13 protein-coding genes are annotated in these 15120 nt (G+C 70.3%); 6 read left to right on the top strand and 7 right to left on the bottom strand.

Features of this window, described 5'->3' with window-relative positions; all coding sequences use genetic code 11:
* Window positions 1-243: 243 nt before the first annotated feature.
* Both ACSYGO_RS08575 and ACSYGO_RS08580 read right to left on the bottom strand, forming a co-directional pair.
* Window positions 244-1287: an NUDIX hydrolase gene (locus ACSYGO_RS08575; protein ID WP_460389690.1), complete on the bottom strand. Its 1044-nt coding sequence runs from the start codon at window positions 1285-1287 to the stop codon at window positions 244-246.
* A 130-nt stretch (window positions 1288-1417) separates the two neighbouring features.
* Window positions 1418-1615, bottom strand: coding sequence for a hypothetical protein (locus tag ACSYGO_RS08580; protein ID WP_426679279.1), 198 nt, complete (start codon window positions 1613-1615; stop codon window positions 1418-1420).
* A gap of 198 nt (window positions 1616-1813) precedes the next feature.
* Between ACSYGO_RS08580 and ACSYGO_RS08585 the strand changes: the two genes are divergently transcribed.
* Both ACSYGO_RS08585 and ACSYGO_RS08590 read left to right on the top strand, forming a co-directional pair.
* Window positions 1814-2014: a hypothetical protein gene (locus ACSYGO_RS08585; protein ID WP_432187603.1), complete on the top strand. Its 201-nt coding sequence runs from the start codon at window positions 1814-1816 to the stop codon at window positions 2012-2014.
* 133 nt (window positions 2015-2147) lie between these two features.
* A complete protein-coding gene (locus ACSYGO_RS08590; RefSeq protein ID WP_426679281.1) occupies window positions 2148-2330 on the top strand; it encodes a hypothetical protein in 183 nt (60 codons plus the stop codon).
* Between the two features lie 153 nt (window positions 2331-2483).
* Here the strand turns inward: ACSYGO_RS08590 and ACSYGO_RS08595 are convergent, their stop codons facing one another.
* Genes ACSYGO_RS08595 through ACSYGO_RS08605 form a run of 3 tightly spaced genes read right to left on the bottom strand, consistent with a single transcriptional unit; the run spans window position 2484 to window position 5612 of the window.
* Window positions 2484-3413, bottom strand: coding sequence for a carbohydrate ABC transporter permease (locus tag ACSYGO_RS08595; protein ID WP_426679282.1), 930 nt, complete (start codon window positions 3411-3413; stop codon window positions 2484-2486).
* A complete protein-coding gene (locus ACSYGO_RS08600) occupies window positions 3410-4324 on the bottom strand; it encodes a carbohydrate ABC transporter permease (RefSeq protein WP_426679283.1) in 915 nt (304 codons plus the stop codon). The genes ACSYGO_RS08595 and ACSYGO_RS08600 overlap by 4 nt, the downstream gene beginning before the upstream one ends.
* 19 nt (window positions 4325-4343) lie before the next feature.
* Complete coding sequence (locus ACSYGO_RS08605; protein WP_426679284.1) at window positions 4344-5612, bottom strand: ABC transporter substrate-binding protein; 1269 nt, start codon at window positions 5610-5612, stop codon at window positions 4344-4346.
* A gap of 267 nt (window positions 5613-5879) precedes the next feature.
* Between ACSYGO_RS08605 and ACSYGO_RS08610 the strand changes: the two genes are divergently transcribed.
* Window positions 5880-7925 carry an NPCBM/NEW2 domain-containing protein gene (locus tag ACSYGO_RS08610; RefSeq protein WP_460386399.1) on the top strand — a complete coding sequence of 682 codons (2046 nt, stop codon included), beginning with the start codon at window positions 5880-5882 and terminating at the stop codon, window positions 7923-7925.
* A gap of 506 nt (window positions 7926-8431) precedes the next feature.
* Here the strand turns inward: ACSYGO_RS08610 and ACSYGO_RS08615 are convergent.
* On the bottom strand, window positions 8432-9385 hold the full coding sequence (locus tag ACSYGO_RS08615) for an ROK family protein (protein ID WP_359503998.1): 954 nt from the start codon (window positions 9383-9385) through the stop codon (window positions 8432-8434).
* 258 nt (window positions 9386-9643) lie between these two features.
* Here ACSYGO_RS08615 and ACSYGO_RS08620 point away from each other — a divergent pair, with 258 nt between their 5' ends.
* Both ACSYGO_RS08620 and ACSYGO_RS08625 read left to right on the top strand, forming a co-directional pair.
* A complete protein-coding gene (locus tag ACSYGO_RS08620; protein WP_426679286.1) occupies window positions 9644-10720 on the top strand; it encodes a LacI family DNA-binding transcriptional regulator in 1077 nt (358 codons plus the stop codon).
* Window positions 10721-10830: 110 nt separating this feature from the next.
* Window positions 10831-12645 carry a hypothetical protein gene (locus tag ACSYGO_RS08625; protein ID WP_426679287.1) on the top strand — a complete coding sequence of 605 codons (1815 nt, stop codon included), beginning with the start codon at window positions 10831-10833 and terminating at the stop codon, window positions 12643-12645.
* 76 nt (window positions 12646-12721) lie between these two features.
* On the opposite strand, the gene ACSYGO_RS08630 is transcribed toward ACSYGO_RS08625, so the two are convergent.
* Window positions 12722-14026, bottom strand: a complete 1305-nt coding sequence (locus ACSYGO_RS08630) for a DUF6986 family protein (protein ID WP_426679288.1) — start codon at window positions 14024-14026, stop codon at window positions 12722-12724.
* Window positions 14027-14221: 195 nt separating this feature from the next.
* On the opposite strand from ACSYGO_RS08630, the gene ACSYGO_RS08635 reads away from it, so the two are divergent.
* Complete coding sequence (locus tag ACSYGO_RS08635; protein WP_460386400.1) at window positions 14222-15115, top strand: endonuclease/exonuclease/phosphatase family protein; 894 nt, start codon at window positions 14222-14224, stop codon at window positions 15113-15115.
* Window positions 15116-15120: the final 5 nt, after the last annotated feature.

Here is a 15120-nt window from a genome sequence, read left to right on the forward strand (position 1 = left end):
TCCTCCCGCCGGGCGCCGGGCAGCGGTCGACCCCGACCGCTCATGCCCGGCGTCCGACGCCCGACGCCCGACGCCCGGCATCCGTCGTCCGGCATCCGTCGTCCGACGTCCGATGCTCGGCGTCCGGCGTCTGACATCCGTCGTCTGACGCCCAGCGCCCGGCATCCGGCATCCGGCATCCGGAAACCGGAAACCGTCATCCGACCGGAGAAGGTCGCGCACGAGCCGACCGACTCGACCGCGTCAGCCCACGGGGACCCCTGACTCCAGGTAGAGCGCCGCGCCCCGTTCGCGCGCCCGCAGGGCCCAGCGCAGCCGTTCGTAGCGCACGGGCGGCAGGAGGTCGGCCGCTTCCTCTTCGGTGGCGAAGCGCCAGTCGCGGAGCTCGGGTCCGGGGAGCAGCAGTCGCCGGGTGGCCGCCACGTCGAGGCGGCCACCGTCGAACAGCAGCCGCAGACCGCCGTAGCCGGGGGGCTTGGGCGACTCCCAGTCGACGACGAGGAGCCGCGGCACGTCCTCGAGCGTGAGGCCGGTCTCCTCGGCGACCTCGCGCATGCCCGCGCGGGCGGGGGCCTCACCGGGCTCGACGACGCCGCCGGGGAATTCCCAGCCGGGCTTGTACGTCGGATCGACGAGGAGCACCCGGTCCCGCTCGTCGAAGAGGAGCACTCCGGCGGCGACGGTCTCCGCGGTGGGCTCGGGGGTCTGCACGATGTCGCAGACGGGTACCTCCCCGGTCCGCACGGCCTCGGCGATGCGGACCGCCGCGTCGTACGGGGTGAGGGCGCTGGTGTCCACGGGATGGGCGTCCGCGGTCAGCCAGGAGCCGAGCGCGGCACGGTAGGGCTCGATGTGGTCGTAGGACCACTGGCGCACCCTGATCTCGCCGTCGGGCAGTTCCGGCGGCACCTCACGGTCGGCTATTCGCTCGCGCAGGATCGTTTCCGCCGGGGCGAGGAGCACATGCCGTACCGAGACACGGCGCGCGGCCAGGCCTCCGAAGATCTCGTCGCGGTATTCCTGGCGGAGCAGGGTCATCGGGACCACGAGGACACCACCGAGCTCGGCGAGCATCGCCGCCGCGGTGTCGACCACCAGACGTCGCCAGATCGGCAGGTCCTGGAAGTCGCCGACCTCGGCGAGGTGCTTGGCCGGCAGCAGGTGCGTGAGTGCGCCGCCGATGACCTCGGGGTCGAAGAGCGTGCTGTTCGGGATCAGCTCGATCAGTTCCCGTGCGGTGGTGGTCTTCCCCGCACCGAACGCACCGTTGATCCAGACGATCACGATTCCCCCTCTTCTGTTGGCCCCCTGTGGCTTGCCCGCTCCACCCTGCCACGGAAACCAGCCCCTGATGAGGGCGCCCACAGCATGGCGCCGGTGCCCCGTCCCCGGGCACCGGCGCCATGGAAGGAACCGTTCAGGCGTTCTCCCCGCCCAGCGCGTCCTGGTCGACGGCCAGACTGTCGCTGCTGATCGTGTGATCGACGGTGCTGAGGGTGTCACCGACATTCAGATCGCCCAGCGCGTTCCCGTCGACGGCGTGGGAGGGGGTGATCGCCGCGACGACGAACCCGGTGGCGAGGGAGGCAATGGCGAGCATGCTGCGCTTCTTCATGCCCGGTTCAACTGGCGAACCGCCGAAGGGTCACGCGCGCCGCCCGAGATGCCGAGCATTTCCCACCCGCACCCGCGGCATCCGCGGCACCCGCCGGTGGAGGCGATCAAGCAGTAGGCCGTACGGCCGAACTCGACTGTCGGCCCTGGTGAAGGCGTTCTAGCGTGGTCTCCCCGACGGAAGACTGAAGGAGTGAGGATGCCGGAGAGGGCGAAGCTGGACCGGCTGGGCAAAGAGGCTCGAGTCGTGAAGTTCCCCGACGGCAGCAAGGGGGTCATCCTGGTCGAGGCGGGGACACCGCAGGACGAGGCGGATGAGATCGCTGCCCGGCTGTGGGCGGAGTCGCCGGAGGCGGGCGTACCGCGTGACCTGGGCGGATCACTGCTGGACGGTATGTGATCCCGACGGGTGCATGAGCCGCGTCCGGGACCGGGAGGCACCGGACGAGTCATCGCTATTGCTCCGTTCGGGCGCGGCCGGGTTACGGACCGGGCGGTGGATCGTTTCTCCAGATATGAGCAGAAGTCGCAGGTTGCGGGATCTGGCAGGGCCGGCGGCGTTCGAGCAGTTGCAGGCGCAGCTGGCCCGTTCGGCCGCGTGCGTGACCAAGGGGCAGAAGTCCGCGCGGCGAAGAGCGGTCGAGAGCGCGGTCCCCTCGCCGGACGCGGAGTCGGACGACGACGGTGGCGAGGCGGCGGCCCTCGGTACGGGCTGAGACCGCACGGCCGGGCGGCCGCGTATGGAGCAAGCCGAGCAGCAGGTCCGGAGGGGGTCGGCTTCCCCTCACGGACTGCTGTGGGTGAGCCGTCAGGTCCTCTCGACGCGCTTGCCAGGAGGCCTGGCGGCCACCGTGCGCGCACGTCGCGCCCTACCCCTTCGTCGACCCCAGCGTCAGTCCCGCGATGAAGTGCCGCTGCAGGAGCAGGAACACGAGGATCGTCGGGAGGGCGACGAGGACCGAGCCCGCGGCCAGCAGGTTGTAGTCGGTGAAGAACTGGCCCCGGAGGTTGTTCAGGGACGACGTGACGGGGAGCTTGTCGGGGTTGGAGATGAAGATGAGGGCCCAGAGGAAGTCGTTGTAGATCCAGGTGAATTCGAGGGTGCCGAGGGCGGCGAGCGCGGGCCGGCACAGCGGCAGCGTGATGCGCCAGAACTGGGTCCAGACTCCGGCGCCGTCGACCACCGCGGCTTCGAGGATCTCCTGCGGCAGGGTCCGCATGAAGTTGGCGAGCACGAAGACGCAGAAGCCCAGCTGGAAGCCGACGTTGACGATGATCACGGCCCAGTAGGAGTCGTACATCGTGAGGGAGTCGGACATCCACCAGGGCAGCGGGATCTTGTTGAACAGGACGTACAGCGGAGTCACGATCACCTGCTGGGGCAGCAGGTTGCCCGCGGTGAAGAACATCAGCAGGACGAGGCCGCCCCGCAGTTTGAGGCGGGAGACCGCGAACGCGACGAAGGACGCCAGGAACAGGGTGACGAGCACCCCGGGGACGGCGATGAGCAGCGTGTTGGTGAAGTACTTGCCCATGCCGGACTCGGTGTAGGCCCGGCGGTAGTAGTCGAAGGACAGGTGCCTCGGGAACGAGAAGTAGCCGTGCTGTGCGGTCTCCTCGTACGGCCGCAGCGAGGCGTAGACGGCGAGCAGGAGCGGGGCGAGGAAGGCCAGGGACACGCCCATCAGGAAGATGTGCACGCCGAAGCGGCCGGGGCGTGGCCCGCGGCGGGGCGTGGACCGTCGTGCCGTGGCGGGCTCCGTCCGGGCGGGCGCGTCGGTGCGGATGTCGGCGGTCATCGGTCGCGCGCACCTCGCAGCTCTTGGACCAGGAACGTCACGATGAATCCCAGGGAGACGGTGAGCAGGACGACCGCGATGGCGGAGCCGAAGCCGATGCGGCTGGCCTCACCGATGATGTTGTCGGTGATCAGGACGGAGAGGAGTTCCAGGCCGTTGCGGCCCTTGTTGACGGCGTAGACGATGTCGAAGGCGCGCAGCGCCTCGATGACGGTGATGACGCCGACGATGACGTTGACGGGGCGCAGCGTCGGGAAGACGACGCGGAAGAAGGTCTGGCGGGCGTTGGCGCCGTCGATGGCGGCCGCTTCCTTCAACTGCGGGTCCACGGACTTGAGTCCGGCCAGGTAGAGGATCATCACGTAGCCGGTGTGCCGCCAGCTCGCCGCGATCATCATCATCCAGAGGTTGAGGTGCGAGTCGCCGAGCCAGTCGATGGGGTCGTCGTGGTTGTTCAGGATGGTGTTGACCACGCCCTGGTCGGTGCCCAGGACCAGTTGGGCGATGAAGCCGACGATGGCGAGGGAGAGCACGACCGGCAGGTAGATCGTCGACTGGTAGAAGCGGCTGAAGCGGACGCCCCTGTCGATGAGGACGGCCAGGAAGAGGCCGAAGGGCGTGGCGATCAGGCCGAGGAAGAGCAGCCACAGGATGTTGTGGCGGACGGCCGGCCAGAAGACCGGGTAGTTCTCGGCCATGTTCTTGTAGTTGTCGCCGCCGACCCAGTGGATGTCGCCGATGCCGTCCCAGGAGGTGAAGGAGAGTCCGATGGAGGCGAAGGTGGGGCCCCAGACGACGGCGACGTCGAGCAGGACGGGTATGCCGAGGAGCACGCCGAGGACGACGACGTCGCGGCGGGTGAACCGTCGCAGCCGTCGTCGTCCCGCGCGCCGTGGGATGTTGAGCGCCACGGAACGTCTTCCCCCAGGTTCAGCCGACGGGCGACGAGAAGATGGTCTTCTTCTGTCGTTCGATGCTGTTGCAGAGACCGTCGACGTCCTTCGGATTGCCGATGAAGTCCTGGATCGCCTTGATCATGACGGTCGAGGCGAAGTCGGGCCGGGTGTCGCGGTCCATGAACTGTGAGATCTGCTTGGCTCCGGACACCAACTCGGCCGACTTCTTCTGCAGGGCGGTGTACTTGGAGGTGTCGGCGCCGTCGTTGACGGCCACGTTGTTGGGGTCGAGCGCGAGATAGGTGTCCTCGGCCTTGGGGGTGCCCAGCCATGTCAGCAGGGCTTCGGCCCCGTCGACGTTCTTCGACTTCTTGGCGACGAGGAATCCGTCGATGGGGGCTTCCACGGCGTCCTGCGCGTACTGCGGGTCGATCTCGGGGAAGGCGAAGAAGTCGATGTCGTCGCGCTCGTCGTCCGGGAACTGCGTTCCTGGGTGCGGCATTCCGAACACCGCCATGCCGGTCTTGCGCTGCTGGAGGCTCTGGCCGGCCTCTTCCCACGTACGGCCGAGGGCGCCCTTCTGGTAGTACGGCATGAGTTCGCGCCACGTGTCGAAGACGTTCTTGACCTTGGTGTCGGTCCACGCCTCCTCGCCCGCCATCAGGGACTTGTGGAAGTCGTATCCGTTCAGCCGCATGTTGATGTAGTCGAAGGTGCCCATGGCGGGCCAGCCGTCCTTGTCGCAGAACGCGACGGGGGTGCCGTCCTTCGACATCTTCTTGGCGAGCGCGACGAACTCGTCCCACGTCGCGGGCTGTTCGTAGCCCTGCTTCACGAAGAGGCTCTTCCGGTGGAAGACGGCCCACGGATAGTAGTAGTACGGCACGAAGTACTGCTTGCCCTCGTGCGTGGACTGCTCCTTGAGCGCGTCGGAGAACCCGTCGAAGCCGCCCCAGACGTCACTGATCTCGTGCAGCAGCCCTTTCTCGGCGAAGTACTGCATGCGGTAACCGGCGAACCACATGAAGACGTCGTCGGGCGTGCCCTGGAGATAGCGGTTGATGTTCTCCTGGAAGTCGTTGTGGTCCTTGGTGTTGACCTTGACCTTCTTGCCGGTCTTCTTCTCGTACGCCGCGAAGGCCGCCGCGTAGGCCTTCTTGGGGACCTCGTCCGACGCGTTGGACCCCACGGTGACTTCGTTCTTGTTCCCTCCCGGTCCGTCGCCGCACGCGGCCAGCAGGGTGGGGAGCGAGACCGCGCCGATTCCGACGGCCGCACCTCGCAGGAGATTTCGCCGGGACATCCGATGTCCTGTGGAACCTTCGGGCACGACAGGCCCGTCCGACGATGACTGTGCCATGTCCTCCTCCTCGGGGTGCCATCCAACACAACCGAACGCGAGGCTTGGATCTCACTCCCATGCAAGGGCTCCGTCAAGGGTTCTGACGGGATATCGAACAACCGTTACCGCTTCTCTTCCAACAGAGTCCGACACGTCCTACCGTAAACGCGCACCATTGTCGCGGACATGTCGTCATCCCATCTTTCGCGAGTTCGGAGGAACGTAACGATGCGTCACCTTCACACCCGCACAACCCGCAGAAGAGTGGTCGGAGCGCTGGCTGCCGGACTGTTGTGTACGGCCGGCCTCGCCTCACCTGCTCTCGCCGCCCCCGGCAGCGCCCCCGCCGCACCGGCCACGGCCTCCCCCGCCTCCCCGGCTCTGGCAGACGGTCTCGCCCTCACCCCTCCGATGGGCTTCAACAACTGGAACTCCACACACTGCCGGGCGGAGTTCAACGAGGACATGGTCAAGGGCATCGCGGACATCTTCGTCGACAAGGGCCTCAAGGACGCCGGCTACCAGTACGTCAACCTGGACGACTGCTGGGCCCTGCCCGGCCGGGACGCGAACGGCCAACTGGTACCCGACCCCGTGCGGTTCCCCGGCGGGATCAAAGCGGTCGCCGACTACGTGCACGCCAAGGGGCTCAAGCTCGGCATCTACACCAGCGCCGGCACGAAGACCTGCAACAGCGCGGGATTCCCCGGCGCTCTCGGCCACGAGTACAGCGACGCCCGGCAGTTCGCGGACTGGGGCGTCGACTACCTCAAGTACGACAACTGCAACAACCAGGGCGTCGACGCCCGCCTGCGCTACACGACCATGCGTGACGCGCTGAAGGCGACCGGGCGGCCGATCGTCTACAGCATCTGCGAATGGGGCGAGAACAAGCCCTGGGAATGGGCCGCCGACGTCGGCCACCTGTGGCGCACCACCGGGGACATCAGCGACAGCTGGGGCTCCATGCTGTCGATCCTCAAGCAGAACCTGCCGCTCGCCCCGCACGCCGGTCCCGGGCACTGGAACGACCCGGACATGCTGGAGGTCGGCAACGGCGGCATGACCGACACCGAGTACCGCTCGCACTTCTCCATGTGGTCGGTCATGGCTGCCCCCCTGCTCATCGGCTCGGACCTGCGCAAGGCCTCCGCGGCGACCTTCGACATCCTCGACAACAAGGAGGTCATCGCCGTCGACCAGGACCCGCTGGGCAAGCAGGGCGCGGTGGTGTCCTCCACCGGCGGACGCTGGGTCGTCTCCAAGGAGATGAAGGACGGCAGCCGCGCCGTGGCGCTGTTCAACGAGACCGGCAGCGCACAGCGCATCGCCACGACCGCGCAGGCCGTCGGCCTGCCCGCGGCCGACGCGTACACCCAGCGCGACCTGTGGCGGCACATGAGCTACAACACCGCCGGCACGATCGCGGCGACCGTACCCGCGCACGGCACCGTCCTGTTCCGCGTCGCGGCCGACCCCCGGTGGGCCGCGAACCCGCCCGCCGTCGAACTCGGCCTGGACGGAAGCCCGTTGGTGGAGGCCGGAAAGGCGGCCACGCTGACGTCGACGGTCACCGACCTCGGCCGCACGCCCGCGAGGCAGGTCTCGGTGACGATGAGCGGACCCGAGGGCTGGACGGTACGGGCGACCGGTCCGACCACCCAGGCCGTCCTGCCGACCGGCCGTGCCCTGCGCACCCAGTGGCAGGTCACCGCGCCCGAGGGCACGCCCACGGGCTCGTACGACCTCACGCTGAAGACGGCGTACCGCTCGCCGACCGGTGTACGCGCCGAGACCGTACTGCCATTGCAGGCCTCCGTGGTCGTGGCGCCGCCTTCGGGTGCCTCGCCCCTCGGCGACCTGCCGTGGCTGTCGACGACCAACGGCTGGGGACCGGTCGAGCGCAACACCAGCAACGGGGAGAGCGCCGCCGGGGACGGTCGTCCGATCACGCTCGCCGGGGTCACCTACGCCAAGGGACTCGGTGTGCACGCCGAGAGCGCCGTCGAGTACTACACCGGCAAGGCGTGCGAGACGGTCACCGCCGACGTGGGCGTGGACGACGAGAAGGGCGCCAAGGGCACCGTCGCCTTCGAGATCTGGGCCGACGACGTCAAGGTCGCCTCGACCGGCGTGCTCACCAACGCGATGCCGGCCCAGCCGGTCACGGCCGATGTGACCGGCGCCCAGGTGGTCCGGCTCGTCGTCACCGACGGCGGCGACGGGATCGACTCGGACCACGCGGACTGGGCGGACGCGAAGCTCAGCTGCTGAGGCCGTGACAGGGCGAGGGCGGGACGCACGACGGCAGGGCGCACGACGGCGGACCGGCCGACGCGCCCCCGCCCTCGCTCAGGGCGGGGACGCGCGGGCGCGGGCCGTCAGCGACAGGCGGAGAGCCGTGGCGGGGGCGCGGACCGTCTGCGGCAGGGCGCGACGCCCCACCGCACACCGGGGGATGGGCGGCCACCGGCTTGTGGGCACCGCCGCAGGAAGGTCCCGGCCACGGGAACGGCGGGACGGTTCGCCGGCAGGAGCCCACGGCGCCGGAACCTGGACCCCAGCCGCGGGCAGGGCACGCGCGGCCCGCTTGCAGGAGCCCACAGCGCCGGAACCTGGGTCCCAGCCTCGGGTACGGCACGGCACGGACGGGCCGCCGGCAGGAGCCCACGGCGCCGGGACCTGGACCCCAGCCGCGGGCAGGGCACGCGCGGCCCGCTTGCAGACCCCCCCACGGATCGCCCAGGCGTGGTCCCGCCCGACCCCCGGCGTCAACCCCCTCAGACCCCGGCCGCGGTCGCGCTCGTCCTGCGGGTGAGCGCGGCCGCCGCCGCGCCGACCAGGCCCGCGTCCGTGCCCATCAGCGCGGGCGCCACGGTCAGGCGCTGCACGAAGGACAGGGTCGCGTAGTCGGCCAGCGCCCTGCGCAGCGGCGCGAAGAGGACCTCGCCGGCCTTGGCCACTCCCCCGCCGATGACGGCGATGTCGATCTCGACGAGCGTCGCGGTCGCGGCGATGCCCGCGGCGAGGGCCTGCGCGGCCCGCTCGAAGGAGGCCACGGCCACCGGGTCGCCGGCGCGGGCGGCCTCGCCGACCGCGGCGGCCGTCGTGTCGCCGTCCGGGCCGGGCCGCCAGCCGGCGTCCAGCGCGCGGCGCGCGATGTTCGGGCCGCTGGCGATGCGCTCCACGCAGCCGCGGGAGCCGCACGGGCACGCGTCGCCGTCGAGGTCGACGCTGATGTGGCCGATGTGACCCGCGTTGCCGGTGGGGCCGGGGTGCAACTGCCCGTTGAGGACGAGTCCGCCGCCCACCCCGGTGGACACCACCATGCACAGCGCGTTGTCGTGGCCGCGGGCGGCGCCCTGCCAGTGCTCGGCCGCCGTGATGGCCACGCCGTCGCCGATCAGCTCCACGGGGAGCCCGCCGGTGGCCCTGCGGACCCCCTCGACCAGCGGATAGCCGCGCCAGCCGGGCACGTTCACGGGGCTCACCGTGCCGGCGGAGGCGTCCACCGGGCCCGCGCTGCCGATACCGACCGCCCGTGCCCCGCTCCACAGCGGTGAGACGGTGAGCTCGCCGAGCACGTCCTCGACGGCGCGCATCACGGTGTCGCCGTCCTCCTGTGCGGGCGTCGCGCGCTGCGCGCGCAGCAGGATCCGGCCGTGGCCGTCCACCAGCGCTCCGGCGATCTTGGTGCCGCCGATGTCGAGCGCGGCCACGAGGTCGGTGTGCATCAGTGTCAGAACTCCCAAGGCGGTGTCGTGCCGGGCCCGCCGCGCTGCGGGTCCGGGTCTCCGGCCGGGTGCGGGCAGGACCGGACCCTGCCGGACGCCGTGCGAAGGGCGCCGTGACGACGGCAGGGACCGCACGCCTCGAGGGGAAGGCGCAGGCCGGAGATTGCGGTGGACAGTGTCTCCCGCATCTGACAACGTTGTCCAGGCTCTATGCTCGACGCCACATCCTCATACAACCCCATGGACCGGCGCATCCCCATGGACGACAGGACAGGACAGCACATCGTGGCAGAGACCGCCCGCCGAGCAGACCGCCTCACCGGAAGCCGCTACGGAAACCGTCCGACCATGAAGGACGTAGCCGCGCGTGCCGGAGTCGGCCTCAAGACGGTCTCGCGCGTGGTCAACGGCGAGCCGGGGGTCACCCCGGACACCGAGCGCCGCGTCCAGGAGGCCATCGAAGCGCTGGGCTTCCGCCGCAACGACAGCGCGCGCGTGCTGCGCAAGGGGCGCACCGCGAGCATCGGCCTCGTCCTGGAGGATCTCGCCGACCCCTTCTACGGTCCGCTCAGCCGCGCGGTGGAGGAGGTGGCCCGCGCCCACGGCGCGCTGCTCATCAACGGCTCCAGCGCCGAGGACCCCGACCGGGAGCAGGAACTGGTCCTCGCCCTGTGCGCGCGCCGGGTGGACGGGCTGGTGGTGATCCCGGCCGGCGACGACCACCGTTATCTGGAGCCGGAGATCAAGGCGGGTGTCGCGACCGTCTTCGTGGACCGTCCGGCCGGGAAGATCGACGCGGACGTCGTGCTGTCGGACAGCTTCGGCGGCGCCCGCGACGGTGTCGCCCACCTCATCGCCCACGGCCACCGCCGGATCGGCTTCATCGGCGACATGCCGCGCATCCACACGGCCGCCGAGCGACTGCGCGGCTACCGGGCGGCGATGGAGGACGCGGGCATACCGGTCGAGGACGCGTGGATGTCCCTCGGGGTCACCGATCCGCAGCGGGTGCGCGAGGCGGCGGAGGAGATGCTCTCGGGCCCCTCCCCCGTCACGGCGATCTTCGCCGGCAACAACCGTGTCACCGTCACCGTGGTCCGTGTCATCTCCGAGATCGGCCGACCCGTCGCCCTGGTGGGCTTCGACGACATCGAACTCGCCGATCTCCTGAACCCCGGCGTCACCGTGGTCGCCCAGGACGCCGCCGCCCTCGGCCGCACCGCCGCCGAACGCCTCTTCCGCCAGCTCGACGGCAGCCTCGTCACCCCGGAACGCATCGAACTCCCCACCCGCCTGATCACCCGCGGCTCGGGGGAACTGCCGCCGTCGAGCTGAACACGCCGGGCTGTCCGGGCCCTCTATGAGGACGGCTCCGCGTTCCTTACGATGACCGCGCACGCGTCATCCCCGGTCAGCCATCCGACGGCGAAAGGCCTGACGGAACAGTGGACGATCGTACGCTCGAAGCACTCGGCCTCTCCGAAGCCCCTCGCGAGCATCCCCTCAGCTACCCAGGTGTCTGGCCCACCGAGTCCGGTCTGCTGCACGAGAACCGGTTCCTGCGGCTGCGGCCCATCCCGAACCGGCGGCTGGCCAAGTGGCTGGTGGAGCAGCCTCCCGGCGGCTTCCGCGCGGGGGCGGCGGGCCACGGCCCGGTGCCTTTGAACTACGCCCTCATGTGCGCCAACCAGACCTTGGTGGGCGACCGCTTCCCCGTGATCTCGGTGGGCTCCAACGCGTGTCCGGCTCAGCTGCGGCACAAGATGGAGGGGCTCGGCGTGTCCTCCACGATCCCCATCGTGAAGGCCCGGGTCACGGGGATCGGCATCGGAGTGTCGGCGTACGTGAGCCCGCTGGGGTACGTCTCGTCGTCCCCCTTCCACACCCCTGGCGTGTCCCGGGATCTGTTCATCACCTGGCTGGACGCCGCCCAGCTGGAGATCGTCGACGCGAGTGAGGGGATCTTCGATCCGGACGGCGAGTACGACCGGGTGTTGCTGCCGCCCGAGGACTTCCCGATGGAGCTGGCGTCGGGGGAACTCCTCGGTGGCGCCTATCTCTACGTCCATCGCTATGGAGTCATCCACGACGGTTCCGGGGCCCCGCGCGCTCACCCCGGTGAACGCCGGCTGCTGACCGAACTTCTCTCGGAGTCCCGGCAGCTGAGGGAGTGGTTCGGCGACACCCCCGAGGAGTTCAGCACACGGGCGCGGGGGAACGAGCAGCTCTGCGAGAAGGGCACGCGTCTGTTCGCCGACGAAGGGCGGCTGACCGACTCCGGGCTGCGCCAGTACGTCACCGGTGAGCCCGCGCGTACCGTCTACGACGACATCCACCCCGCCAACTCCCTTCCCGCGGGCAGCTATCACACCGGGCGCACGCCCGATGCCTTCGACCAGCGCGGCGCCGGGGTGGTGCGCTTATCGCGCGCGGTGTCGGCCGCCCTGGGAGACCCCCAGTTCGCCATCGTGCAGAACACGCAGATCCCCGCGGCGCGTCATGAGCGTCTCGGCGCGCTGGCCACGGTGATCGTCGCCGCGGACATACCGGCGCAGGAGGACCGAAGCGTCCAGGTCGACCATTCGTTGCGTGTCGGGGTCGGCCTGGAACCGGGAGAGGCCGTCTCCGTGCGGGCGGCGCGGCTGCCCCGGGTGCGGAGTCGATGGCAGGAGCGCTTCTTCGGCCCGGTCAGTTATCTGACCTGTCGCGTGCAGGACGGCGACCGTGCCAGTGCGGAGCAGGAGGTCTGTCTGCTCGACACGTTGACGCTGGAACTCCTCGGTGTCACCAGCGGCGACGTGGTCGTGCTGGAGGGCTTTCCGGGTGCGGACGGTGTCGTGCCGGTGCTCCAGCTGAAGGCCATCCGCACCAGTGACGAGGTGCAGGGGCGCCGCAAGGAGCTGCACGGCGGTGACATGACGAGCCGCTACCCCAGCTCCCTGGACGCGCTGGGCACCTTTCCCGATCTGCCGTGGGTGTTCCTCGACCGCCGGCTGTGGTCGGGGCTGGGCCTGGAAGGCCAGTGGCTGGCGACCGTACGGATCCGGTGCAGCCGCTCCTACCAGCTGAAGAAGGAACTGCGGGAGATGGTGTTCCTGCTGGGCATCGCGTTCATCGGTGTGGTGACCGTGCTGAACAGCGTTGTCTGGCAGGCGGCCAGCCTCGCCGTGCTCGTGCTGCTCGTCGGGTTCGTGGTGAACGTGCGGCTGCGGAGCCGGCTCAATCAGCGGGCCAGACGGATCGGCCCGCGGCGGACGTGAGGCGCGGCCGGAGTGCGGCGCCGGGTGCGCCGCCGCCTGTGGTCGGGAGGGCGACGGCGTACCGGGTCCATGTCGCTCAGGTGCCCGAGATCGTCAGGTCCGCCCGCCTCGGCGACGCGAAGCCCTCCAGGTCGGCTCGGGTCAGGCCGGTCAGGCGGGCGACCTCGGACATGTCGAGGGCGCCGCAGTCCAGGCCGCGGAGCAGATAGCCGCTGAGGGCCTTGGCGGTGGCGGGCTCGTCCATGACGTCGCCGCCGGCGTGGTTGGCGTAGCGGGCGAGGCGGGCCGCGGCCTGCTCGAAACCCTCGCGGTAGAAGGCGAAGACGGCGGCGTAGCGGGTCGGGATGTGGCCGGGGTGCATGTCCCAGCCCTGGTAGTAGGCGCGGGCCAGGGCCCGGCGGGTGAGGCCGTAGTGCAGGCGCCAGGCGTCGTGGACCTTCTTGGTGGGGCCGACCGGGAGGACGTTCGTCGACCCGTCCGAGACGCGTACGCCGGTGCCGGCCGCAGCGACCTGCATGATCGCCTTGGCGTGGTCTGCGGCGGGGTGGTCGCTGGCCTGGTAGGCGGCGGAGACGCCGAGGCAGGCGCTGTAGTCGAAGGTGCCGTAGTGCAGTCCGGTGGCCCGGCCCTCGGCGGCCTGGATCATGCGGGCGACGGTGGCGGTGCCATCGGTGGCGAGGATGGACTGGCTGGTCTCGATCTGGATCTCGAAGCCGATCCGGCCGGCCTCCAGCCCGTGCGCCTTCTCGAACTCCTCAAGGAGGCGGACCATCGCGGTGACCTGCTCCGCGTACGTCACCTTGGGCAGGGTGAGGACGAGTCCGCCGGGCAGGCCGCCGGCCTCCATCAGACCGGTCAGGAAGACGTCGAGGGTGCGGATGCCGCGGTCGCGCACCGGGGCTTCCATGCACTTCATGCGGATGCCCATGTAGGGGGCCGCCGTGCCGTCCCGGTAGGCTTCCGCGACCAGGCGGGCCGCGCGGGCCGCCGCCTCGTCCTCCTCGGCGTCCGGGCGTGCGCCGTAGCCGTCCTCGAAGTCGATGCGGAGGTCCTCGACGGGTTCACGCTCCAGCTTGGCCCGTACGCGGTCGTAGACGGGTTCCGCGAGTTCGTCGGCGAGACCGAGGACGGCGGCGAACGAGGCGGCGTCGGGGGCGTGCTCGTCCAGGGCGGCGAGGGCCCGGTCGCCCCAGGTGCGGACGGTGTCGGCGGCGAACACGTCACCGGGGACGTAGACGGTGTGGACGGGCTGTCGGGTGCCTGGGTCGCCGGGGTAGCGGCGCTCCAGCTCGGCGTCGACCGGGGCGAGAGAGGCGCTGATCTCCTCGCTGACGGCGCCCGCCAGGCTCGTCGCCACCTTCTCCTGCTGACCCTGACCCATCCCACACCCTCCAGTTTTCCGCACTACGGAATCAACAATCCGTAGAGCGAAGTTATCCGGGGACCTTCCCGCCGGTCAACACCCTCTTGGATCGCGGGACGCTCCGGCACCGCGCCGAGTTCACCCTTGTCTCGCTTCCTGCTTCCACACTGTGGTGCGCACCCCTCATCCTGACTCGCGACCGAAGGAGACGGCGTGTCGAACTCCAGCAGAGTGACCCGGCGTACGGGGCTCAGGACCGCGGCGGCCACGGCGCTCGCGATGCCCCTGCTCAGCACGGCCCAGGCCGCCGCCTCCCGGCGCGGCGGCCGGCCCCTGGACGTGATGACCTTCAACCTCCGCTACGCCGGCACCGCCGAGCCCCACAGCTGGGCCGCGCGCCGCCCGGCGATGCGGGAGCTGCTGCGCCGCGGGACACCGCACGTCATGGGGACCCAGGAGGGCCTCTACCACCAGGTGCGCGACATCGCGTCCGACCTCGGGGCACACCACGAGTGGATCGGCACCGGCCGTGCGGGCGGCAGCCGCGACGAGTTCATGGCCGTCTTCTACGACACGCGTCGGCTCACCCCGGTGGAGTACGAGCACTTCTGGCTGTCGGACACGCCGGAGGTGATCGGCTCGAACACCTGGGGCGGGGTCTGCGTCCGCATGGTCACCTGGGTCCGGTTCCGCGACCTGCGCGACGGGGAGCGCGAGTTCTACCTGTTCAACACCCACCTGGACAGCCGCAGCGGCCGCGCGCGCACCCGTGCCGCGGCACTGATCGGGCAGCGGATCGCGGGGCTCGATCCGTCCCTCCCGCTGGTCGTGACCGGCGACTTCAACGTCGCGGCCCACCGGGACCCGGTGTACGACACGCTGCTGGGCGCCGGCCTGGTCGACGCCTGGGACGTCGCGGCCGAGCGCGGTCCGTCGTACGCCACCTTCCACGGCTACCGGCCACTGGTGCCGGACGGCGACCGCATCGACTGGATCCTCTCGACGCCCGCGGTGGCCGTGCACCGGGCTTCGGTCGACACGTTCTCCCGGGACGGACAGTTCCCGAGCGACCATCTGCCGGTGCGGGCCTCACTGACCCTGGGATGAGGCGA

The organism is Streptomyces krungchingensis (genome assembly GCF_054729265.1).